22 protein-coding genes are annotated in these 23,269 nt (G+C 61.2%); 18 read left to right on the top strand and 4 right to left on the bottom strand.

The features are described from left to right. The first annotated feature begins 30 nt into the window (after positions 1 to 30). The 3 genes from AC19YX_RS24735 (at position 31) to AC19YX_RS24745 (ending at position 4,234) form a co-directional block, all read left to right on the top strand. Entirely contained in the window at positions 31 to 1,323 is a 1,293-nt protein-coding gene (locus AC19YX_RS24735; RefSeq protein ID WP_421548464.1) for a urate hydroxylase PuuD, read from the top strand. Between the two features lie 115 nt (positions 1,324 to 1,438). Further along, the gene (locus tag AC19YX_RS24740) at positions 1,439 to 2,797 is read left to right on the top strand and encodes a nucleobase:cation symporter-2 family protein (protein WP_500607238.1); all 1,359 of its coding nucleotides are present in this window, start codon (positions 1,439 to 1,441) and stop codon (positions 2,795 to 2,797) included. Positions 2,798 to 3,448: 651 nt separating this feature from the next. Beyond that, complete coding sequence (locus AC19YX_RS24745; RefSeq protein ID WP_078470746.1) at positions 3,449 to 4,234, top strand: outer membrane protein OmpK; 786 nt, start codon at positions 3,449 to 3,451, stop codon at positions 4,232 to 4,234. A 57-nt stretch (positions 4,235 to 4,291) separates the two neighbouring features. Here the strand turns inward: AC19YX_RS24745 and AC19YX_RS24750 are convergent, their stop codons facing one another. Continuing rightward, complete coding sequence (locus tag AC19YX_RS24750; RefSeq protein WP_207202255.1) at positions 4,292 to 5,068, bottom strand: FadR/GntR family transcriptional regulator; 777 nt, start codon at positions 5,066 to 5,068, stop codon at positions 4,292 to 4,294. Positions 5,069 to 5,234: 166 nt separating this feature from the next. Between AC19YX_RS24750 and AC19YX_RS24755 the strand changes: the two genes are divergently transcribed. Together AC19YX_RS24755 and denD are read left to right on the top strand one after the other, a co-directional pair. Then, on the top strand, positions 5,235 to 6,545 hold the full coding sequence (locus tag AC19YX_RS24755) for an MFS transporter (RefSeq protein WP_043228745.1): 1,311 nt from the start codon (positions 5,235 to 5,237) through the stop codon (positions 6,543 to 6,545). Positions 6,546 to 6,560: 15 nt separating this feature from the next. Beyond that, a complete protein-coding gene (gene denD / locus AC19YX_RS24760) occupies positions 6,561 to 7,535 on the top strand; it encodes a D-erythronate dehydrogenase (protein ID WP_500607239.1) in 975 nt (324 codons plus the stop codon). Here the strand turns inward: denD and AC19YX_RS24765 are convergent. Both AC19YX_RS24765 and AC19YX_RS24770 read right to left on the bottom strand, forming a co-directional pair. After that, entirely contained in the window at positions 7,510 to 8,721 is a 1,212-nt protein-coding gene (locus tag AC19YX_RS24765) for a patatin-like phospholipase family protein (RefSeq protein WP_500607240.1), read from the bottom strand. The two genes, denD and AC19YX_RS24765, sit on opposite strands and share 26 nt — an antisense overlap. Positions 8,722 to 8,768: 47 nt before the next feature. Beyond that, positions 8,769 to 9,701: a lipid A biosynthesis lauroyl acyltransferase gene (locus AC19YX_RS24770; RefSeq protein ID WP_201131944.1), complete on the bottom strand. Its 933-nt coding sequence runs from the start codon at positions 9,699 to 9,701 to the stop codon at positions 8,769 to 8,771. A 121-nt stretch (positions 9,702 to 9,822) separates the two neighbouring features. On the opposite strand from AC19YX_RS24770, the gene minC reads away from it, so the two are divergent. The 8 genes from minC (at position 9,823) to AC19YX_RS24810 (ending at position 17,546) form a co-directional block, all read left to right on the top strand. Further along, complete coding sequence (minC, locus tag AC19YX_RS24775; RefSeq protein WP_043228749.1) at positions 9,823 to 10,560, top strand: septum site-determining protein MinC; 738 nt, start codon at positions 9,823 to 9,825, stop codon at positions 10,558 to 10,560. Between the two features lie 200 nt (positions 10,561 to 10,760). Beyond that, positions 10,761 to 11,573 (top strand): septum site-determining protein MinD, encoded by an 813-nt coding sequence (gene minD, locus AC19YX_RS24780; protein ID WP_020295538.1) that lies wholly within the window; start codon positions 10,761 to 10,763, stop codon positions 11,571 to 11,573. After that, positions 11,573 to 11,827: a cell division topological specificity factor MinE gene (minE, locus tag AC19YX_RS24785; protein ID WP_019693048.1), complete on the top strand. Its 255-nt coding sequence runs from the start codon at positions 11,573 to 11,575 to the stop codon at positions 11,825 to 11,827. The genes minD and minE overlap by 1 nt, the downstream gene beginning before the upstream one ends. 90 nt (positions 11,828 to 11,917) lie before the next feature. Beyond that, entirely contained in the window at positions 11,918 to 12,553 is a 636-nt protein-coding gene (locus AC19YX_RS24790; protein ID WP_020295539.1) for an RluA family pseudouridine synthase, read from the top strand. 171 nt (positions 12,554 to 12,724) lie between these two features. After that, the gene (locus AC19YX_RS24795) at positions 12,725 to 13,567 is read left to right on the top strand and encodes a lipopolysaccharide kinase InaA family protein (protein WP_078470751.1); all 843 of its coding nucleotides are present in this window, start codon (positions 12,725 to 12,727) and stop codon (positions 13,565 to 13,567) included. Between the two features lie 94 nt (positions 13,568 to 13,661). Then, entirely contained in the window at positions 13,662 to 14,951 is a 1,290-nt protein-coding gene (locus AC19YX_RS24800) for a M18 family aminopeptidase (protein ID WP_078470752.1), read from the top strand. Positions 14,952 to 15,133: 182 nt separating this feature from the next. Continuing rightward, positions 15,134 to 15,310 (top strand): hypothetical protein, encoded by a 177-nt coding sequence (locus AC19YX_RS24805; RefSeq protein WP_020295542.1) that lies wholly within the window; start codon positions 15,134 to 15,136, stop codon positions 15,308 to 15,310. 79 nt (positions 15,311 to 15,389) lie between these two features. Beyond that, positions 15,390 to 17,546, top strand: a complete 2,157-nt coding sequence (locus AC19YX_RS24810) for a mechanosensitive ion channel family protein (RefSeq protein WP_078470753.1) — start codon at positions 15,390 to 15,392, stop codon at positions 17,544 to 17,546. A 43-nt stretch (positions 17,547 to 17,589) separates the two neighbouring features. Here AC19YX_RS24810 and AC19YX_RS24815 read toward each other — a convergent pair whose 3' ends face one another. Beyond that, on the bottom strand, positions 17,590 to 18,303 hold the full coding sequence (locus AC19YX_RS24815) for a UTRA domain-containing protein (protein WP_020295544.1): 714 nt from the start codon (positions 18,301 to 18,303) through the stop codon (positions 17,590 to 17,592). A 361-nt stretch (positions 18,304 to 18,664) separates the two neighbouring features. Here AC19YX_RS24815 and AC19YX_RS24820 point away from each other — a divergent pair, with 361 nt between their 5' ends. The 5 genes from AC19YX_RS24820 to AC19YX_RS24840 all read left to right on the top strand — a co-directional run bounded on the left by AC19YX_RS24820 (position 18,665) and on the right by AC19YX_RS24840 (position 23,244). Then, positions 18,665 to 19,732 (top strand): ABC transporter substrate-binding protein, encoded by a 1,068-nt coding sequence (locus AC19YX_RS24820; RefSeq protein ID WP_500607241.1) that lies wholly within the window; start codon positions 18,665 to 18,667, stop codon positions 19,730 to 19,732. Positions 19,733 to 19,807: 75 nt separating this feature from the next. Continuing rightward, a complete protein-coding gene (locus AC19YX_RS24825; protein ID WP_201131948.1) occupies positions 19,808 to 20,614 on the top strand; it encodes an alkaline phosphatase family protein in 807 nt (268 codons plus the stop codon). Further along, a complete protein-coding gene (locus AC19YX_RS24830; RefSeq protein WP_500607242.1) occupies positions 20,593 to 21,456 on the top strand; it encodes an ABC transporter permease in 864 nt (287 codons plus the stop codon). Before AC19YX_RS24825 ends, AC19YX_RS24830 begins: the two co-directional genes overlap by 22 nt. Next, positions 21,443 to 22,243, top strand: a complete 801-nt coding sequence (locus AC19YX_RS24835; protein WP_078470757.1) for an ABC transporter permease — start codon at positions 21,443 to 21,445, stop codon at positions 22,241 to 22,243. The genes AC19YX_RS24830 and AC19YX_RS24835 overlap by 14 nt, the downstream gene beginning before the upstream one ends. Then, on the top strand, positions 22,240 to 23,244 hold the full coding sequence (locus AC19YX_RS24840; RefSeq protein WP_500607243.1) for an ABC transporter ATP-binding protein: 1,005 nt from the start codon (positions 22,240 to 22,242) through the stop codon (positions 23,242 to 23,244). The genes AC19YX_RS24835 and AC19YX_RS24840 overlap by 4 nt, the downstream gene beginning before the upstream one ends. The last annotated feature ends 25 nt before the right edge of the window (positions 23,245 to 23,269 follow it).

The following is a 23,269-nucleotide window of genomic DNA, read 5'->3' on the forward strand; positions in this document are numbered from 1 at the left end:
ACCAAGGGTGACAGGCGAGAGGTAAAGACTGTGGAAGCACATCTGTTGGAATGGCTCAACCTGAGCGTGCGTTGGGTACACATGATCACCGGCGTGGCCTGGATCGGCGCATCGTTCTACTTCGTCTGGTTGGAAAACAACCTCAACCGCGTCAACCCCAAGGATGGACTGGCCGGCGACCTGTGGGCGATCCACGGCGGCGGTATCTACCACCTGGAAAAATACAAACTGGCCCCGCCGACCATGCCGGACAACCTGCACTGGTTCAAATGGGAAGCCTACTTCACCTGGATGTCGGGGATCGCGCTGCTGTGCGTGGTGTTCTACTCCAACCCCACGTTGTACCTGCTGGCACCGGGCAGCGGCCTGAGCGGCCCTGAAGGCGTGGCCATCGGTATCGGCTCGCTGTTCATCGGCTGGTTCGTCTACTCCTTCCTCTGCGACTCGGCCCTGGGCAAGCGCCCAGCCCTGCTCGGCCTGATCCTGTTTGTGCTGCTGATTGCAGCCGCCTACGGCTTCAGCAAGGTATTCAGCGGTCGCGGTGCGTACCTGCATGTCGGCGCCATCATCGGCACCATCATGGTCGGGAACGTGTTCCGCATCATCATGCCGGCCCAGCGCGCACTGGTCGCCGCCATCGCGGAAAACCGCACCCCCGACCCGGCACTGCCGGCCAAGGGCCTGCTGCGCTCGCGCCACAACAACTACTTCACCCTGCCGGTGCTGTTCATCATGATCAGCAACCACTTCCCGAGCACCTACGGCAGCTCATACAACTGGCTGATCCTGGCCGGGATCGCGGTATTGGCAGTACTGGTACGTCACTACTTCAACACCCGCCACAACAGCCACAAGTTTGCCTGGACCCTGCCCGTGGCAGCCCTGGGCATGATTTGCCTGGCGTACGTCACCGGCCCGGCGACCGCACCCGCCGCCGCACCAGTGGCCAAGGCCGCGGGCCAGATCGACTACCAGCCCCTACCGGAAACCGCCCTGGGCGGTGGTGCCAAACCCGCTGCACCGGCCGCGCCAGCCGCCGCGACCCAGGCGTCCAGCGCCGGGCCCGCGTTCGATAAGGTGCACAGCGTGATCCAGGAACGCTGCGCAGTCTGCCATTCAGCCAAGCCCACCAGCCCGCTGTTCAGTGCCGCGCCAGCCGGGGTGATGTTCGATACACCGGAGCAGATTCGCCAGCAGGCCGCACGCATCCAGGCCCAGGCCATCACCACGCAGATCATGCCCCTGGGCAACATCACTCAGATGACCCAGCAGGAACGTGACCTGATCGGTGCCTGGATCAACCAGGGGGCGCAGACCAACTAAGTAATGCCGAGAAAGGCTGCGCTACCGGAAACGGTACCGCAGCCTTTGTTGCACAAGGCTGTGAGCAACCACACAGCCGCTAAATCACAAGAATAAAAAAGACCTGAGGTGTTGCATGTCCGAGTTATCCGAACCGCGCATCCCCGACGCGCCTGCGATTCAGCGCCTGCCGCTGCTGCAACTGATCCTGGTTGGCTTGCAGCATGTATTGCTGATGTATGGAGGTGCGATTGCGGTGCCGTTGATCATCGGACAGGCCGCAGGCCTGAGTCGTGAAGAAATCGCCTTCCTGATCAATGCCGACCTGCTGGTGGCCGGCATTGCCACTGTTGTTCAATCCCTCGGCATCGGCCCCATGGGCATCCGCATGCCGGTGATGATGGGCGCCAGCTTCGCCGCCGTCGGCAGCATGGTGGCCATGGCCGGCATGCCCGGTATCGGCATGCAGGGGATCTTCGGTGCCACTATCGCCGCCGGCTTCTTCGGCATGCTCATCGCGCCGTTCATGTCCAAGGTGGTGCGCTTTTTCCCACCCCTGGTCACCGGTACGGTCATTACCTCCATTGGCCTGTCGCTGTTTCCGGTGGCCGTGAACTGGGCCGGGGGCGGCAGCAACGCCGCTCAGTTCGGCTCCCCCATCTACCTAGCTATCGCCGCCTTGGTCCTGGGCAGCATCTTGCTGATTCACCGGTTCATGCGCGGCTTCTGGGTCAATATCTCGGTGCTGATCGGCATGGGCCTGGGCTACGTGCTGTGTGGGCTGATCGGCATGGTCGATCTCAGCGGCATGGCCGAGGCGCCCTGGCTGCAGATCGTCACGCCGCTGCATTTCGGCATGCCGCAGTTCCACCTCGCACCGATTCTTTCGATGTGCCTGGTGGTGGTGATCATTTTTGTCGAATCCACCGGGATGTTTCTGGCCCTGGGCAAGATCACCGGCCAAGAGGTCACGCCCCGCATGCTGCGCCGTGGCTTGCTGTGCGATGCCGGCGCGTCATTTTTTGCCGGTTTCTTCAACACCTTCACCCACTCCTCGTTCGCCCAGAATATCGGCCTGGTGCAAATGACCGGCGTGCGCTGCCGTTCGGTGACCGTCGTCGCCGGCGGCTTGCTGATCGTCCTCAGCCTGCTGCCCAAGGCGGCATTCCTGGTGGCGTCGATTCCAGCCGCGGTGCTCGGCGGTGCGGCCATCGCCATGTTCGGCATGGTGGCGGCCACCGGCATCAAGATTCTCCAGGAGGCCGACATCGCCGATCGCCGTAACCAGTTGCTGGTGGCGGTGAGTATCGGCATGGGCCTGATCCCGGTGGTACGTCCGGAGTTCTTCGCCCACCTGCCGCAATGGATGAGTCCGATCACCCACAGCGGGATCGCCATGGCGACCTTGAGCGCCCTGACGCTAAACCTGTTGTTCAACATCCTCGGCGGCCATGAGCGCGCCGCCGAAAATGCCCGACACGCCCACCCACACTGATCGCCAATCGGGCGAGCAGCGCCTCGCCCCACTCACCTGCTGCACCGCACGCCCACCCCGGTCGACACCCGGGGGCTGGCGCCGGCCCCCTACGCCCTGACAATAAAAACAACAGAGGCCACAGGATGCGCGCTCCACACTCTCGCTGCCTGACGAGCACCGAACCGTCGGTGGCCATCAACCAGCCCTGGAGGGCTGTGCCAGCGCCTGGGCCGCAAAATGCCCGGCATTGGCCACGTGAGGACTCCCCCTCTTTGCGGACCCCAGTCCAAAGCCAGGCCAAACATGCCCCAAAGTTGTTTCAAGTGCGCTGTTGCGGGGCACTTGAGCCAGGTCACGGGAGCCAGTATTCTCCGCGACCGCGCATATCCGGTGAAAAAAAAAGCCCGGATCTAAAACCTGACCAGAAAGCCAACTTACCCAGGCCCTGGACAGTATCAAGGCGCATTGAATTCAAGCCGAATCCACTCTCAATCGACTGTTTCGCTACAGCCGAGCGGGAGTTTTTTTGCTTTTTAAGCGCATTGGCTCAGCTCTTGCTATCAGCAATAAAGCTGACCGAATGGATGACTTTTACTGCAATTAAAAAGGCGCCACACCAGAGCGCCCATTTGAAAAAACGTCGGACCACTTAACTTTGGGAGCAACCGAATGAAACATACGTGCACACGCCTGATGCTTGCAGGATCCTTGCTGGCCGGGGGCCAGGCCATGGCCGGCGACCTGTTGCAATGGCAAAACAACAGCCTGACTTACTTGTACGGCAAGAACTTCGAAGTCAATCCACAAATCCAGCAGACCGTCACTTTCGAACACGCCGATGGCTGGAAATACGGCGACAACTTCTTCTTCCTCGACCGCATCTTTTACAACGGCAAGGAAGACGGCAACGTCGGCCCGGATACGTACTACGGTGAGTTCAGCCCACGCCTGTCGTTCGGCAAGATATTCGACCAGAAACTGGAGTTCGGCCCGATCAAGGACGTGCTGCTGGCACTGACTTACGAGTTTGGTGAAGGCGATAACGAGTCATACCTGATCGGCCCGGGCTTCGACCTGGCGATCCCCGGCTTCGACTACTTCCAGCTCAACTTCTACCAGCGCCACACCGAAGGCAGCCGCCCGGGCGACAACGTCTGGCAGATCACGCCGGTGTGGTCCTACACCATTCCAGTGGGCGACTCGAACATCCTGATCGACGGCTTCATGGACTGGGTGGTGGACAACGACAAGAACGCCCGTGGCACCTACCACGCCAACCTGCACTTCAACCCGCAGATCAAGTACGACCTGGGCAAGGCGCTGAACTGGGGTGAGAAGCAGTTGTACGTCGGTGTCGAGTACGACTACTGGAAAAACAAATACGGGATCGAGGATTCGCGCAACTTCGAAACCAACCAGGACACCGCCAGCCTACTGGTCAAGTACCACTTCTAAGGTCGTGGATGGTGCGGCTTGCCTCGGTGCCTGAGGCAAGCCGCGTCGAGCCGGTGCTCAGGAACTGCGCGATCCCGGGCTCTGCCAAAAGGCCGGATCGGCGTTTTTCAGGCGTTCGACCGCGTTATGGATATGGGTCAGAGCCGCCTGCCGCGCGCCTTCCACATCCCTTGCGGCAATGGCCGCATATACGGCGAAATGCTCGGTACGCACCGTACTCGCCAGATCCCGCCGCCGCTCTTCATTGGAGCGCGTGATGCGGATCGCCTCCTTGATGAACTGCGCAATGAATTCATGCAACGAGGGATACAGCGGGTTGCCCGTGGCCTGGGAAATCGAAAAGTGAAAGGCCAGGTCCTGCTCCACTCCATCAAGGCCCGCCTGCTCGGCCGCATCGATGGCCAGCAAGGCCTGATGGATGGCCTGCAACTGTTCCTGGGTATGCCGCTGCGCCGCCAGCGCTGCCGCCTCGCCTTCGATGCCGCGCCGCAACTCGGTGACCCGCAGCACCGCCTCGATCGAGCCGCGCACATCCAGGTCAATGGTGAAGGCCTTGATATGGGCCCCCTCGCTGACCACCGTGCCACTGCCCTGGCGCACCTCCACCAGGCCGGCTGATTTCAGGCGCGAAATCGCCTCGCGAATCACGGTACGGCTGACACCAAAACGCTCGGACAACACCGGTTCAGTCGGCAGGCGCGAGCCCGGCAGCGCCTCGCCGCTGGCGATATGCGCCTTGAGCGCGGCCGTCACCTGATCCGCCAGCGTGCCCTTGGCCGAGTCCTTGAGCGACGCCAGGGAGTCGACGCGGGAAGAGTTATCAGGCTTGGACATGGGTATCTCTGTATTCAAATGGGCTAACGGTACTGGATTTCCGTTAAGCCGTCGCGTCCGGTCGCCGACCATTGAATTCGTATGATGTATTATGATATCTAAGACACCTCAGCGAGTCCGATAAAAACAAAATCACCCAAAACAAGAAACTAGGATGGGTAAAGACATGCCTGAATCACTGACGCAAACTGCTGCCCGCTCACCCACTGCCTCCCTCGAGGATGTGGCCTACCGCAAAGTTGCCTGGCGCATCCTGCCCCTGCTGTTGCTGTGTTACCTGGTGGCCTACCTGGACCGGGTCAACGTCGGTTTTGCCAAGTTGCAGATGTCGCAAGACCTGCAATTCTCCGAAGCGGTCTATGGCCTTGGGGCCGGGATCTTCTTCATTGCCTACTTCCTCGTGGAAATTCCCAGCAACCTGATCCTGCACCGGGTCGGCGCCCGCCTGTGGATCGCCCGCATCATGATCAGCTGGGGCATCATTTCCTCATGCATGGCCTTCGTCACCACGCCGACCTCGTTCTACGTGATGCGCTTTTTGCTGGGCATCGCCGAGGCCGGGTTTTACCCAGGGGTGATTCTCTACCTCTCGTACTGGTTCCCCTCCAGCCGTCGCGGCAAGATGTACGCCCTGTTCGCCACCGCCGTGCCGCTCTCGGGGCTGATCGGCGCGCCCTTGTCCGGCTGGATCATGACCGCCCTCAACGGCTTGCATGGCTACGCGGGCTGGCAATGGATGTTCTTCCTCGAAGGGCTGCCGTCGATCCTGGTCGGTGGCCTGGTGATCTACTGCCTCAGCGACCGCATCGCCGATGCCCGCTGGCTGACCCGCGAACAGAAAACTCTGCTGCAAACCCGGATCGAAGCCGAGACCGATGGCCATCAGGTGCACAGCGTCCGCCAGGTATTCCGCCAACCGCGGATCTGGCTGCTGACCGCGATCTACTTCTGCATGATCGCCGGCTTCTACACCGTGGGTTTCTGGCTGCCGTCGCTGATTCGCCAGGCGGGCGTCAGCGATGTATTCGAAGTTGGCATGCTCACCGCGATTCCCTATGCCGCTGCGGCGCTGACCATGGTCCTGATCTCGCGCAGCGCCGACCGTCTGCGTGAACGCCGCTGGCACCTGGCGTTGACCGCCGTGCTGGGCGGTGTCGGGCTGATGATCTCCGCGACCTGGAGCGACAATTTCACGGTGTCGATGATCGGCCTGACCCTGGGCGCCATGGGTGCCTTCAGCACGCTGCCACTGTTCTGGAGTTTGCCGACGGCCTTCCTCGGCGGCACGGCAGCCGCAGCCGGCATTGCCCTGATCAACTCCTGGGGCAACCTCGCGGGCTTTGTCTCGCCCTACCTCATGGGCTTTCTCAAGGACCTGACCCACAGCACCACGATCGGCATGTACGTCATGGCCAGCGCATTGTTCATCGGTGCCCTGCTGGTCTTCAGAATTCCCGGAAAACTCGTCAATCGTTGATAGTTGGAGTCACTCATGAATATTCTCGTCACCGGCGCGGCCGGCTTTCTCGGACGGCGCCTGATCGAAGCCCTGCTGCAACTCGGCTCGCTCACCAACCGCCACGGCCAGTTGCAGCCCATCACCCGCATCACCGCGTTCGACCGCGAACCTGTGCAAGGCATCACGGACCCTCGGGTCCTGGTCAAAGGCGGAGACATCACCGATGAACAGGTGCTGGCCAACCTGATCGACGCCGATACCGACAGTATTTTCCATTTGGCGGCCGTGGTTTCGAGCCAGGCCGAAAGCGATTTCGAGCTGGGCATGCGCGTCAACTTCAGCGCCACCCAGGGCCTGCTGGAGCGGGCGCGGCAATTGGGCACCTGCCCGAAGTGGGTCATGACCAGCTCGGTGGCGGTGTTCGGCGGGCAACTGCCCCAGGTCGTCGACGACGATCAGGTCTGGGCGCCGCAAAGTTCCTACGGCACCCAGAAAGCCATGAATGACCTGCTGCTGGCCGACTACAGTCGCCGCGGCTTCGTCGATGGCCGCAGCCTGCGCATGCCGACCATCGTCGTGCGCCCGGGCAAGCCGAACCTGGCAGCGTCAAGCTTTGCCAGCGGCATCATCCGCGAACCGCTCAATGGCCTGGCCAGCGTCTGCCCGGTGCCTTTGAGGACCCGACTGTGGCTGATGTCGCCAGCCCAGGCCATTGCCAACCTGATTCATGGCCATGAGCTGGCGGCGCAGCGCCTGACTGAAGGCCGGGTGATCAACATGCCCGGCCTGTCGCAGACGGTGGAGCAGATGATCGGCGCCTTGCGCGAGGTCTCGGGCGACGAGGTGGCGCAACGCATTGAGCTGCGTCCGGATGCCAGCATCGAGCGGATTGTCGGCTCATGGCCCGGAGAGTTCAGTGCCCGCTACGCCCGTAGCCTGGGGTTTACCGCCGATGAGAATTTTGCCAGCGTGATCCGCCAGTTCATCCGGGATTACCCGCCCCAGTGACTGGGTTTGCCTCTCCTGCCAACCCCGCGGGAGAGGCGGCCGCCAACCCGAGAAAGCGCGACAACTCCTCGCGCTTGGCCAAGGCGTCCTTGCGTCCCAGCTCGATCAGTTCGCTGCAATATCCGGACTCGAACAACAGATAGCTGAGCACCCCGGCGCCGCTGGTCTTGGTGGCCCCCGGGCCACGCAAGAACACCCTCAGAGGCGCCGGCAATTCCTGGCGGTGACGGGCGGCGATCTCGTCGATCGGCTGGCTCGGGGCAATTACCAGCACCTCGACCGGCGCCACACCCAGGCCATTGCCCACGAACTCCGGAGGTAACAGGCGGCCGAACTGATTGAGCCGTTGCAACAGTTCGATATCGCTTTCAAGACTGTCAATAAAGGTGCTGTTGAGCATGTGCCCGCCGATCTGCGCCAGGGTCGGCTGCTGCCCGGTGTAGGAGCGCGGCCCGGCAGCATCCGAGCCTCGCGGGTTGCCGCTGACGCCCACCACCAGCACCCGCCGTGCGCCCAGGTGCAACGCCGGGCTGATGGGGGCCGACTGGCGTACGGCGCCGTCGCCAAAAAACTCCTGGTCGATCTTGACCGGCGCAAACAGCAACGGAATCGCCGAGCTGGCCAGCAAATGCTCCACCGTGATCCGCGTAGGCACGCCGACACGACGATGGCGCAACCAGGCATCAATCACCCCGCCGCCCTGATAGAAGGTCACTGCCTGCCCCGACTCGTAGCCGAATGCCGTCACCGCCACCGCGTGCAACTGGTTTTGCTCAATGGCTTCCTGGATACCCGACAGGTGCAACTGATCATTGAGCAAATCGCGCAATGGCGAGCTGTTGATCAATGCCACGGGAACCTGGGCACCAAGGCCCAGCAGGCTATGGCCGACGAACCGACTGGCCTGGCTGATCACGCCGGGCCAGTCGCTGCGCATCACCTGGTGGCTGCGAAAGTTCTGCCAGAACGCCGTCAGACGCTGGATGGCCGCAGTAAAATCCATGGCACCGCTGGCCAGGCTGACCGCATTGATCGCGCCAGCCGAGGTGCCGACGATCACCGGAAAGGGGTTGGCGGCGCCCGCCGGCAGCAACTCCGCAATCGCCGCCAGCACCCCCACTTGATAAGCCGCACGGGCACCACCGCCAGACAGAATCAGACCTGTGACCGGTTTAACTGGGCTCATCGCAACACTCCGTCCATGGCGTTCAAGGGGGCCTGAAAGAAATCAACTCAACCGCGTTTGGCGTAGAGCTTGGGCTCACCCGGCGGCCGGCTCTTGAAACGCCGGTGGGCCCAGAGGTATTGCTCCGGGCATTCACGCAAGGCGGCTTCGACCCACTGGTTGATGCGCAGGCAGTCGGCCTCTTCGGTTTCACCGGGGAAGTCGCTGAGCGGTGGGTGGATCACCAACCGGTAGCCACTGCCATCGGCCAGGCGTTGCTGGGTGAAGGGCACCACCAGCGCTCGGCCCAGGCGGGCGAACTTGCTGGTGGCGGTCACAGTGGCGGCCTGAATCCCGAAGAACGGCACGAAAATGCTCTGCTTGGCGCCGTAGTCCTGATCGGGTGCATACCAGATCGCCCGGCCCGCACGCAGCAGCTTGAGCATGCCGCGCACGTCCTCGCGCTCAACCGCCAGGGAATCCAGGTTATGCCGCTCGCGACCGCGACGCTGGATAAAGTCGAACAGCGGGTTTTTATGCTCGCGGTACATACCGTCGATGGTGTGCTGCTGGCCGAGCAGAGCGGCGCCGATTTCCAGGGTGGTGAAGTGCAGAGCCATGAGAATCACGCCCTTGCCCTCGCGCTGCGCCTGCTTCAGATGCTCCAGCCCTTCGACGTGGGCCAGACGTGCCAGGCGCGGCTTGGACCACCACCAGCTCATGGCCATCTCAAAGAAGGCGATACCGGTGGAGGCGAAGTTTTCCTTGAGCAAGCGCTTGCGCTCGGCCACTGACTTCTCGGGGAAACACAGCTCCAGGTTGCGCTTGGCAATCCGCCGCCGGTCGCCGGCCACCCTATACATCAGCGCCCCCAAAACACGGCCCAGGCGGACTATAAAGGGATAAGGCAGCTGGACCACCAGCCACAACAGGCCCAGGCCCAGCCACAGCGGCCAGAAACGCGGGGATAAAAATGCAGCTCGAAAACGCGGGCGATCCATTACAGATTCCGGACAGACAACAAGGCCGCGCATTCTACATCGGTTCGACCCGGCTTGCGGCTCGCGGGCGTTCTCGTTATAAGTCTCGGCACTTTTAGTGACAAGCCGCTTTATGCCGACCATGAGCCAAACCGAATCGCTAGACCAAGATCCTGTGTTCCAGTTAAAGGGCAGCATGCTCGCCATCACTGTGCTGGAACTGGCCCGCAACGACCTTGAAGGCCTCGATCGCCAATTGGCCGCGAAGGTGGCACAGGCCCCGAACTTCTTCAGCAACGCCCCCCTGGTGCTGGCCCTGGACAAACTGCCGGCCAGCGAAGGCGCAGTCGATCTGCCGAGCCTGATGCGCGTATGTCGCCAGCATGGCCTGCGTACCCTGGCGATCCGCGCCAATCGCATCGAAGACATTGCCGCGGCCATTGCCGTCGACCTGCCGGTGCTGCCGCCCTCCGGCGCCCGCGAACGGCCGCTCGACCCGCAGGAAAACGAGCTGCGCAAAAAACCGGAAAAACCGCCGGAACCGACCATAAAACCGACTCGCATCATCACTTCGCCAGTACGTGGCGGGCAGCAGATCTATGCCCAGGGTGGCGATCTGGTAGTGGTGTCCTCGGTCAGCCCGGGTGCGGAACTTCTCGCCGATGGCAACATCCATGTATACGGCCCCATGCGCGGTCGCGCACTGGCGGGCGTCAAGGGTGATACCAAGGCCAGGATTTTCTGTCAGCAGTTGAGCGCTGAACTGGTCTCCATCGCTGGCCAGTACAAGGTTTCCGAAGACTTGCGACGTGATCCGTTATGGGGTGCGGGCGTGCAGGTCAGCCTGTCGGGTGACGTGTTGAACATCACTCGTCTTTAACGGATACTGCCGCATTTTCCAAGCATCTCTAAAACGTAGCGAAAACGGCTCAAACGAAGTGGGAAATTGGCAATAGGCGGTGTTTACCGAGGGTAAATCCTGCTGCTGACCGAACTCCAGCCCAGGCTGTCCGACTGAAGTAGTTTTCAAGAGATGTTTTTCAGGGGCTAAAAGTCCTTTTTCCTTAGGGGTGAAACACCTTGGCCAAGATTCTCGTGGTTACATCCGGCAAGGGTGGTGTGGGTAAGACCACCACCAGCGCCGCTATCGGTACCGGCCTCGCTCTGCGCGGCCACAAAACAGTCATCGTCGACTTCGACGTCGGCCTGCGTAACCTCGACCTGATCATGGGCTGCGAACGCCGCGTGGTGTACGACTTCGTCAATGTGGTCAACGGCGAAGCCAACCTGCAGCAAGCCCTGATCAAAGACAAGCGCCTGGAAAACCTCTACGTACTGGCCGCCAGCCAGACCCGCGACAAAGACGCGCTGACCGTCGAAGGCGTGGAAAAAGTCCTGATGGAACTCAAGGAAACCTTCGAGTTCGTGGTCTGCGATTCCCCTGCCGGTATCGAGAAAGGCGCTCACCTGGCCATGTACTTCGCCGACGAAGCGATTGTCGTGACCAACCCTGAAGTGTCTTCGGTACGTGACTCCGATCGCATGCTGGGCCTGCTGGCCAGCAAATCGCGCCGCGCCGAAAAAGGCGAAGACCCGATCAAGGAACATTTGCTGCTGACCCGCTACAACCCCGAGCGCGTCAGTAACGGCGAAATGCTTGGCGTCGAAGACGTCAAGGAAATCCTCGCCGTGACCCTGCTGGGTGTCATCCCGGAATCTCAAGCGGTGCTCAAGGCCTCCAACCAGGGCGTGCCGGTCATTCTCGACGACCAGAGCGACGCCGGTCAGGCGTACAGCGATGCCGTCGATCGTTTGCTGGGCAAAACCGTGGAACATCGGTTCCTTGATGTCGAGAAGAAGGGATTCTTCGAGCGCCTGTTTGGAGGTAGATAATGAATCTTTTTGACTTCTTTCGTGCCAATAAAAAGGTAAGTACCGCGTCGGTAGCGAAAGAGCGTCTGCAGATTATCGTGGCGCATGAACGCGGCCAGCGCAGCACCCCCGATTACTTGCCGGCCTTGCAGAAGGAACTGGTGGAAGTGATCCGCAAGTACGTCAATATCGGGTCCGATGATGTGCACGTCGCCCTGGAAAACCAGGGTAGCTGCTCGATTCTGGAACTCAATATCACCCTGCCGGATCGCTGATCGATCCCGCTGGAGCCACGGCGGCTCGGGACCTGGTGCACTGCATCAGGCTTCCGAGCCGCCGTTGGCGTTTGTTACGAGGCTGTTTTAATGCCGCTGTCGAATATCCGCATCATCCATCAGGACGCCGCCGTACTGGTGGTGAACAAGCCCACGCTGCTGCTCTCCGTGCCCGGCCGGGCCGATGACAACAAGGACTGCCTGATTACCCGCCTGCAGGAAAACGGCTACCCCGAAGCGCGAATCGTCCACCGCCTGGACTGGGAAACCTCAGGCATCATCCTGCTGGCTCGCGACCCCGACACCCATCGCGAACTCTCGCGCCAGTTTCATGACCGCGAAACGGAAAAAGCCTACACCGCACTCTGCTGGGGCCAGCCGGAACTGGACAGCGGCAGCATCGACCTGCCCCTGCGCTACGACCCGCCGACCAAACCACGCCATGTGGTCGATCACGAATTTGGCAAGAACGCCCTGACCTTCTGGCGCGTGCTGGAACGTTGTGGCGACTGGTGCCGGGTAGAGCTGACACCGATCACCGGGCGCTCGCACCAGCTGCGCGTGCACATGCTGTCCATCGGCCACCCCCTGCTTGGCGACGGCCTGTATGCGCACCCACAAGCCCTGGCCGCCTGGCCACGCCTGTGCCTGCACGCCAGCATGCTCAGCTTCACTCACCCGCAAAGCGGCGAGCGCTTGCGCTTCGAGTGCCCGGCGCCGTTCTGATGCTTGCCGGAGTCAGCGCCCGCCTCAAAAAAGCCCCTCATCCCAGGGGCTTTTTTGAAACACCTTGTAGTGAAAGAACTCAAAAAAAATGTAACTTAAATGTGAATTTTTTGTGAAATAATGTGAAAAGTTTCGGATCCAAAATTGAAGAAATAAAGGCGGGATGCCAGCGTGCTCAGCAGTATGAATCTTCACATTGATTACCCTTTCACGTTTTCCTTTCTGAACACCACCTTGCATCTTCGTGAGAAACCCTCCAGCAAGGTCGCTCAAGCGCTCAAAAAACTCATCAAACATCGCCACGAAAAAAAGCAGACCCGTGCCAGTGCCCCCCTGAGTACCACCGATACTTCACTGTTCGCCAAAGTCCAGCCTCTGGACAGTTTCAAGGCGAAAGTCCGCGTGACCCTGGGCAAGCCACAACGCAATGGGCGTTTCGACTGGCCCCTGGAAGAGTTGATCAACACTCAGGAAGCCCAGAGTCGCGGGGTCAACATGCCTCCACTGCAGGGTTATGGCTACACCAAGGGTCGCCTGGGGCTGACCCACGAATACTTCATCATCACCCACCTGCTGGAAGACCATATAAACGGCGTGGAGTGGCTGCAAAAGCACCCTGAGAGGGTCGAGCAATTCGTGCGCGACGCCTTCGCCCTGCTGGGTTCCCTGACCCAGAAAGAAATCATCCACATGGATTTCTGGGCCGGCAATATCATGCTGCCGCCTACTGTCGACGCTGAACTCAAAGTCATCGACTTCGAAAACTGCTTTGCCAGGCCTGCCCAACACCACAGCGAAACCCTGGGCTTCCAACTGGGTTTTTTCTATCGGCGGGAAATCTACAAACTGATTACCGAAGCCGATTACGATCGCCTGGTCGATGAATATGTGGGCCAGCAACAAAACGTCTCATCAGAGAAATTCCACGCGTTCTACCAGCCCAGCAAACACGAGCACGTGGGGCGCAAGCAACGGCGCGACGTCTATCTCAGCGGCCAACTGGTGGTTGGCTGAGCCGCGGGGGCAAGCGGACAACAATCGCCGCGTTGTCCCTGCAATGCCTTGGGCCAATACGTTAAACTCGCGCCACTGCTGTCTGGAGCTACTTATGCGCGAAGAGTTGAACCAAGGCCTGATCGATTTCCTCAAGGCCTCCCCTACCCCTTTCCATGCCACCGCCAGCCTTGTCCAGCGCCTGGAAGCGGCAGGTTTTCAACGTCTCGACGAGCGCGAGCCGTGGACCACCGAAGCCAATGGTCGCTATTACGTCACTCGCAATGACTCCTCGATTGTCGCGTTCAAGCTGGGCCGGCATTCGCCGCTGCAGGGCGGGATTCGCCTGGTCGGCGCCCATACCGACAGCCCGTGCCTGCGGGTCAAGCCGCAGCCGGAGTTGCAGCGCCAGGGCTTCTGGCAGCTGGGTGTCGAAGTCTATGGCGGCGCGCTGCTGGCGCCGTGGTTCGACCGCGACCTGTCGCTGGCCGGGCGCGTCACCTTCCGTCGTGATGGCAAGGTTGAAAGCCAACTGATCGACTTCAAGGCGCCGATCGCGATCATTCCCAACCTGGCCATTCACCTCAACCGTGAGGCCAACCAGGGCTGGGCGATCAACGCCCAAACTGAATTGCCGCCGATCCTGGCCCAATTTGCCGGTGACGAGCGCGTGGATTTCCGTGCCGTGCTCACCGATCAGCTGGCCCGCGAGCATGGTTTGAACGCCGACGTGGTCCTCGACTACGAGCTGAGCTTCTACGACACCCAGAGCGCGGCGATCATCGGCCTGCATGGCGACTTTATCGCCGGCGCGCGCCTGGACAACCTGTTGTCCTGCTATGCGGGCCTGCAAGCCCTGCTGACCGCCGAGACCGATGAAACCTGCGTACTGGTGTGCAACGACCACGAAGAAGTCGGTTCCTGCTCGGCCTGCGGTGCCGATGGACCAATGCTGGAGCAGACCCTGCGCCGCCTGCTGCCGGAAGGTGATGAGTTCGTACGCACCATTCAGAAATCGCTGCTGATCTCTGCGGACAATGCCCACGGCGTGCACCCAAACTATGCCGACAAGCACGATGCCAACCATGGCCCGAAACTCAACGCTGGCCCGGTGATCAAGGTCAACAGCAACCAGCGCTACGCCACCAACAGCGAAACCGCCGGATTCTTCCGCCACCTGTGCATGGCCGAAGAAGTGCCGGTGCAGAGCTTTGTGGTGCGCAGCGACATGGGATGTGGTTCGACCATCGGCCCGATTACCGCCAGCCACCTGGGCGTGCGTACCGTGGACATCGGCTTGCCGACGTTCGCCATGCACTCGATTCGTGAACTGTGCGGCAGCCACGACCTGGCGCATCTGGTAAAAGTGCTGAGCGCATTCTACGCCAGCCGCGAGTTGCCATAATCCTGTAGCCGCTGCCGAGGCACTAGGCTGCGCGGGCCGAAATGGGCGCAGTGGAAGTGTCAGTTTTATTGGACCAGCGCAGCCTGCGGCAGCGGCTACAGGTTTGTTTCTGATACACATCAATCCGGGTCGCAGCAAAGCGACCTAGACTTATTAGTACTCTCTCTGACAAGGCAGTCGCCATGATCTCGATGTCGTCGTTTCACTCCATGCTCATTCCGATCCTGACCGGGATGATCCTGCTGGCCATCGGCTTCAACTTCCGCGACAAAAACGCCGGGGTGTTCACCATGTGGGTGGGCATGCTGCTGATTCTCGGCACAGTGGTCTACAAGATCCTCGCCAAACTCGCCGAATAAATCAGCCCGCCAAGCTCGCATTGGCCCGGACTGCCTCGTACACTCGGTCGATCCGCTATTGTCCGAGGTTGCCCGCCCAGTGTTCGCTCGTCTGTTCCGCCTGCCCTACTGCTTGCTTGTCTGCCTGCTGACCCTGCTGCCGCTGACAGCTGCCCAGGCGGTCGGCCTGCCGGGGCTGCTCAATAACTCGAGCAAGACCCAGGCCCAGGCCGACCAGCCACTGGGGCAATCCCTGGATGAAGTGATCAAGTCACTGGAAAACGACCAGCAACGGGCGAAGCTGCTGGCCGATCTGAAAAAGCTGCGCGACACCACGAAAAAGGCTCAGCCGATCAGCGAGGAAGGCGTGCTCGGCCTGATAGGCGGCACCCTGGCGAGCCTGGAAAAACAGTTCTCCGGTGCCGACAGCCCGATCAACCGCTGGTCCGCAGAATTCGACCAGGCCAAGGACGAACTCTCGGCGCTGATGCTGCCCGCCAGCGAATGGCTGCCGATCATCTTTGCCTTTGCCATGATCCTGATGCTCTGGAGCCTGCTGGCCGCCGCGCTGATCTGGATCAGCCACCGGGTCCGCCTGCGCTTTGGCCTGACCGAGGAACTGCCGCAACACCCCAAGACCTGGGACATGCTGCGCTTTGCCCTGCGCAAGCTCGGCCCCTGGCTGATCGCGCTGTTGATCACGGTGTACATGAGCTACGCCCTGCCTTCCTCCCTGGGCAAGGACCTGGCCATGGTCCTGGCGTATGCGCTGGTGGTCGGCACCTTCTTTTCGGCGATCTGCGTGGTGGCGTTTTCGGTGCTTGACGGCCCGCATCGTCACCGCGCGCTCTACATTCTGCGCCGTCAGGCATTCCGCCCGCTGTGGTTGATCGGCAGTTTTGCCGCCTTTGGCGAAGCCCTCAGCGACCCGCGCCTGGTGGCCAGCCTGGGCAGCCACCTGGCGCACACCGCCGCCACGCTCGCCAATGTGATGGCGGCGCTTTCCACGGCGGTGTTCATCCTGCGCTTTCGCCGCCCGATCGCCCACCTGATCCGTAACCAGCCACTGTCGCGGCGCCTGACCCGCCGTGCGCTGAGCGATACCATCGAAATCATTGGCACGTTCTGGTACTTGCCAGCGCTGCTGCTGGTAGGCATCTCGCTGTTCGCCACCTTCGTTTCCGCCGGCGACACCAGCACCGCCCTGCGTCAATCGCTGATCTGCACCGTGCTGCTGGTACTGTGCATGGTGATCAACGGCCTGGTGCGACGCCACTCGCTCAAGCCCCTGCGCGGACACAAGCGCCATGCGCTGTATTCCGAACGCCTGAAAAGCTTCTGCTACACCCTCGCCCACCTGCTGGTCTGGCTGGCGTTTATCGAGTTGGGATTACGGGTCTGGGGCATGTCGCTGATCCGCTTCACCGAAGGCGAGGGCCACGAAGTCAGCGTCAAACTGTTCAGCCTCGCCGGCACGCTGATCTTCGCCTGGCTGATCTGGATCCTCAGCGACACCGCCGTGCATCACGCCCTGACCCGCTCGCGCAAAGGCCTGGCCAATGCCCGCGCGCAGACCATGATGCCGCTGATCCGCAACGTGCTGTTCGTGGCCATCTTCATCATTGCCACCATCGTCGCCCTGGCCAACATGGGTATGAACGTCACGCCGCTGCTGGCCGGTGCCGGTGTGATCGGCCTGGCGATCGGTTTCGGTGCGCAGTCCCTGGTGGCCGACCTGATCACCGGCCTGTTCATCATCATTGAAGATTCCCTGGCTATCGATGACTACGTCGACGTCGGCGGCCACCTCGGCACCGTCGAGGGCCTGACCATCCGTACCGTGCGCCTGCGGGACATCGACGGCATCGTGCACACCATCCCGTTCAGTGAAATCAAGAGCATCAAAAACTACTCCCGGGAGTTCGGCTACGCGATTTTCCGCGTGGCCATCCCCTACAACATGGAGATTGATGACGCCATCAAGCTGATGCGCGATGTCGGCCAGAAGATGCGTTCCGACCCACTGCAACGGCGCAATATCTGGTCGCCCCTGGAGATCCAGGGTGTAGAGAGCTTTGAATCCGGCAGCGCGGTGCTGCGCGCACGCTTCAAGACCGCGCCGATCAAGCAATGGGAAGTGTCACGGGCCTTCAACCTGTCGCTCAAGCGCCACCTCGACGCCGCAGGCCTGGATCTGGCGACCCCACGCATGAGTATCCAGGTGATCACCGGCGCCGGTGGTGCAGAAAAAGAGTAAGCCCCTCCCTCCTGCACGCCGATCACTTGGCCAGTGGCCGGTATCAGGCCACGTCGACCCCGACATGGATCGCATCATGGCGCCAGAACTCCAGATCACAATCGATCAGCCGCTCGTGCTGGTCGTAGTTGACCCGGGCAATGCGCAATCCGGGGCTGCCCACCGACACCCGCAAGGCCGCCGCCGCCTCCACCTGCAACGAGGTCGGCACGATCTCGAAGCGCACCCGCCCGTAATGCAGGTCGTAGTGCCGGGCGTAGAGTTCGGTGATCGACTGGTTCAGGTCAAGATCGAGGATCTTCGGAAAGTACTGCGGGTTCAGGTAGTGCTCGACATACAGCACCAGCCGCTCATCGATGCGTCGCGCCCGGCAGATCTGGATCACGCTGGATAACGCCGGCAGTTGCAGCCAGGCACAGACCGCCGCCGACGCCGGCTGCAAGCGTGCGGAGATGACCTCGGTGGAAGGTACCCGTCCCTGGGCACTGACCATGGCGTGGAAGTGGCTGCGCTGCATCAGGTTGTAAGCCAGCCGTGGCGGCGAGACAAACCAGCCGCGGCGCTCCTCGCGATAAATCTGGCCCTGGGCTTCCAGCTGCAACAACGCCTCACGCACCGTGATACGGGTGGTGCCGAACAACTCACTGAGTTTGCGCTCGGCCGGCAGCTTGCTGCCTGCCGCCAGCAGGCCATGGTCGATCTGTTCCTGCAGGACCTGGCCAATGGCGGTTACCGCCTTTGTTGCATCGATGCGCATCAACGTTACCTATCTGGACTAGACCAGCACTGTTACAGGGCAGCCAGCCTGGCAAACAAGGCCTCTGCAAGTCGACCAAAGCCTAGGCAATACATATGACTGACAGATGACAAAGCCGCCGAACGGCTGTTGCAGACACCTGCAATTACTTCGCCAAGTCCTTTCATTTCAGCTGTTTAGCCATGGTCTACGCTTATCTCGCGGCGCCCAACCTGCGGCCATCAAAAACCTTGCAGGACTGATGCCGACATCAAAGTGTCATCCAGCACGCCTAAATTGGCTCAGGTATTGCTGACCTAGACCAACCCAACCGCAAACGTCGATAAAAACGCAGCGTTGAACACGCCCAAAGGAGCTTCGGATGAAACAGCTTTTCCTGGCATCACTGTTAGGCTCGACCATTGCCATGTGCACCGCAGCCATGGCGGCTGATACCGATTTGAAAACCCTGGAAGCCGCTGCGAAAGCGGAAGGTGCGGTCAACAGCGTCGGCATGCCCGATGACTGGGCCAACTGGAAAGGCACCTGGGACGACCTGGCCAAACTCTATGGCCTCAAGCACATCGATACCGACATGAGCTCGGCCCAGGAAATCGCCAAGTTCGCGGCCGAAAAAGACAATGCCAGCGCCGACATCGGCGACGTCGGTGCCGCCTTCGGCCCGATCTCGGTCAAGCAGGGCGTGGTTCAGCCTTACAAGCCAAGCACCTGGGCCCAGGTCCCGGATTGGGCCAAGGACAAGGACGGCAACTGGGCCCTGGCCTATACCGGCACCATTGCCTTCATCATCAACAAGAAATTGCTGCACGGGTCCGAAGCGCCGAAAAGCTGGGCCGACCTGGAGAAAGGCAAGTACAAGGTTTCCATCGGTGACGTCAGCACCGCCGCGCAAGCCGCCAACGGTGTATTGGCCGCCGCCATCGCCAAGGGCGGCGATGAAAAGAACATCCAGCCGGCCTTGCTGCTGTTCGCCGAAATCGCCAAGCAGGGACGCCTGTCCCTGGCCAACCCGACCATCGCCACCTTGGAAAAGGGTGAGGTCGAAGTCGGCGTGGTCTGGGACTTCAACGGCTTGAGCTATCGCAACAAGATGGTCAACAAGGACGACTACATCGTGCTGATCCCTTCGGACGGTTCGGTGATCTCCGGCTACACCACCATCATCAACAAATACGCCAAGCACCCGAACGCCGCCAAACTGGCACGCGAATACATCTTCAGCGACGCCGGCCAGACCAACCTGGCACGGGGCAACGCCCGGCCGATCCGTGCCGAACACCTGACTCTGCCGGCCGAGGTCCAGGCCAACCTGCTGCCTAACGAGCAATACAAACACGTCACGCCGATCAAGGACCCCGATGCCTGGGAAAAGACCTCCAAAGGCCTGCCGCAGAAGTGGCAGGAAGAAGTGATCATCAACATGCAGTAAGGCTGTAATCCCCAGGGGCCGGGTTGCCGGCTCCTGGCGGTTCAACGCTGTATCTGATCCGGAGTCCTGCAACCCATGAAGCACAACGTCATCCTGGTGGTGCTCGACGGCCTGAATTACCAGGTCGCCCGAGATGCCATGGGCCACCTTCAGGCTTACTGCGGTGCAGGGCGCGCAGCGCTGTACCAGCTCGAATGCGAACTGCCCGCCCTGTCTCGCCCGCTCTATGAATGCATCCTCAGCGGGGTACCGCCGATCGACAGCGGCATCGTGCACAACAATGTCTCGCGACTATCGACCCAACGCAGCATCTTCCATTACGCCCGGGATGCCGGGCTCAGTACCGCCGCGGCGGCCTATCACTGGGTCAGCGAGCTGTATAACCGGACGCCCTTTGTCGCGGCCCGTGATCGGCATACCGACAACCCGGAGCTGCCCATCCAGCAGGGGCACTTCTACTGGAATGATCACTACCCGGATTCGCACCTGTTCGCCGACGCCGAGCACCTGCGCTTGCGCCACGCGCCGAACTTCCTGCTGGTGCACCCGATGAACATCGACGATGCCGGGCACAAGCACGGCCTCGACACCGCGCAGTACCGCAACAGCGCACGCTCGGCCGACATCATCCTGGCCGACTACCTGCAAGGCTGGCTCGACGCCGGTTACCAGGTGCTGGTGACCGCCGACCACGGCATGAACAATGACCGCTCGCACAATGGCCTGTTGCCCGAAGAGCGCGAAGTGCCGCTGTTCGTGATCGGTGATGCGTTCAGTTTCAACCCTGACGCCGCGCCCACGCAGACCCAATTGTGCGGCACGGTCTGCGAGTTGCTCGGCGTCCCCCACGACAAACCTGCATGCCGGGAGCTGTTGAAGTGAATTCAGTCACCCGTGGTAAATGGCTGGCGATCCTGTGCCTGGTGCCTTTCGCCCTGTTCTTCATCGTGTTCCAGATCGCGCCGCTGATCTGGGTCATGATCAACAGCCTGCGATCGGAAGAGTTCGGCTGGGGCCTGGCCAACTTCAGCAAGATCTTCAACTCCAAGTTCTACCTGCAATCGATCCAGTACAGCCTGGAGCTGGCGTTCTGGTCCAGCACGTTCGGCATCGTCATCGCGGTGCTCGGCAGCTACTCGCTGCGTCGCGTGGATTCCAGATTGCGCAACTTCGTGAACGCCTTCGCCAACATGACCAGCAACTTTTCCGGCGTGCCACTGGCCTTCGCGTTCATCATCCTGCTGGGCTTCAACGGCACCATCACCCTGATGCTCAAGCAGTCGGGGATCATTCAAGACTTCAACCTGTACTCCAAGACCGGGCTGATCATTCTCTACACCTACTTCCAGATTCCCCTCGGCGTCCTGCTGCTGTACCCGGCGTTCGATGCCCTGCGCGAAGACTGGCGCGAGTCGGCTTCCCTGCTTGGGGCCAATGGCTGGCAGTTCTGGCGCCACATCGGCTTGCCCGTGCTGACCCCGGCCCTGCTCGGCACGTTCGTCATCCTCTTGGCCAATGCCCTGGGCGCCTACGCCACGGTATTTGCCCTGACCACTGGTAACTTCAACGTGCTGCCGATCCGCATCGCGGCGATGGTGTCGGGGGATATTTCCCTGGACCCGAACATGGCCAGCGCCCTGGCCGTGGTGCTGGTAGCGCTGATGACCCTGGTGACCATCGTCCATCAGTTGCTGCTGAAGAGGAGCTACCATGTCTCGCGCTGAACAAGGCTCCGCCCACCTCTACCACCGGGTAGTGGTCTACCTGCTGTTCGTGATCCTGTTGCTGCCCCTCGCCGGGACCCTGATCTACTCCCTTGCCAGCAGTTGGTCGGCGACCATCCTGCCCAGCGGTTTCACCTTCAAGTGGTTCGTGCAGCTGTGGAGCGATCCGCGTTTTCTGAGCGCATTCGGCCAGTCACTGCTGGTCTGCGTCGGCGCCTTGATCCTGTCGGTGGTGCTGATCCTGCCGTTGCTGTTTGTCGTGCATTACCACTTCCCCAAGCTCGACGCGCTGATGAATATCCTGATCCTGCTGCCCTTCGCGGTGCCGCCGGTGGTGTCGTCGGTCGGCCTGTTGCAGCTTTACGGTTCAGGCCCCTTCGCCATGGTCGGCACGCCGTGGATCCTGATCGGCTGCTACTTCACCGTCGCCTTGCCGTTCATGTACCGGGCGATCACCAACAACCTGCAGGCAATCAACCTGCGCGACCTCATGGATGCAGCCCAATTGCTGGGCGCCAGTACCTGGCAGGCGGCGATCCTGGTGGTGCTGCCGAACCTGCGCAAAGGCTTGATGGTGGCGTTGCTGCTGTCGTTCTCGTTCCTGTTCGGCGAGTTTGTGTTCGCCAACATCCTGGTCGGCACCCGCTATGAAACCCTGCAGGTCTACCTCAACAACATGCGCAACAGCAGTGGCCACTTCACCAGTGCGCTGGTGATCTCGTACTTCCTCTTTGTCCTGGTCCTGACCTGGGCCGCCAACACTTTGAACAAGGACAAAAGCCAATGAGCTATGTCAGCGTCCAGCATCTGCAAAAAAGTTACGGGCAAAAAGGCGCCGCCGCCACGCCGGTGTTCAGCGACATCAATTGCGAAATCGCCAAGGGCGAGTTCGTCACCCTGCTCGGCCCCTCCGGCTGCGGCAAATCCACCCTGCTGCGCTGCATCGCCGGGTTGACCCCGGTGGACGCCGGCAAAATCCTTCTCGAAGGCCAGGACATCGTGCCGCTGAGCCCGCAGAAACGCGGAATCGGCATGGTGTTCCAGAGCTACGCGCTGTTCCCCAACATGACCGTGGAACAGAACGTCGCCTTTGGCCTGCGGATGCAGAAGGTCAACGCCGACGACAGCCACAAGCGCGTGCTCGAAGCCCTGCAATTGGTCGAGCTCAATGAGTTTGCCGGGCGCTACCCCCATCAGCTGTCCGGCGGCCAATGTCAGCGCGTGGCCCTGGCCCGCTCCCTGGTGACCCGCCCGCGCCTGCTGCTGCTCGATGAGCCGCTGTCGGCCCTGGATGCGCGGATCCGCAAGCACCTGCGCGAGCAGATCCGGCAGATCCAGCGCGAGCTGGGCCTGACCACGATTTTCGTGACCCATGACCAGGAAGAAGCCCTGACCATGTCCGACCGGATCTTCCTGATGAACCAGGGGCGGATCGTCCAGAGCGGCGACGCCGAGACCCTCTACACCGCGCCAGTGGATGCATTCGCCGCCGGGTTTATCGGCAACTACAACCTGCTGGACGCCGAGAGCGCGAGCCGCTTGCTGCAACGGACGATCAGCGGACGCATCGCGATTCGCCCGGAAGCCATTGAACTCAGCCACAGCGGCGAGCCTGACGCCCTCGTGCGTAGCCACAGCCTGCTGGGCAATGTGATTCGCTATCGCGTGGAAGCCCGGGGCGTGGAATTGGTGGTCGATGTGCTCAACCGTTCGGCGGCCGACTTGCATGCCGACGGCCAGCGCCTGGCACTTTCCATCGATCCCTCGGCCCTGTGTGAGGTAGCCTGATGCCTTTGACAGCAACGCTTCTGAA

Source organism: Pseudomonas sp. MF09150, assembly GCF_059862355.1.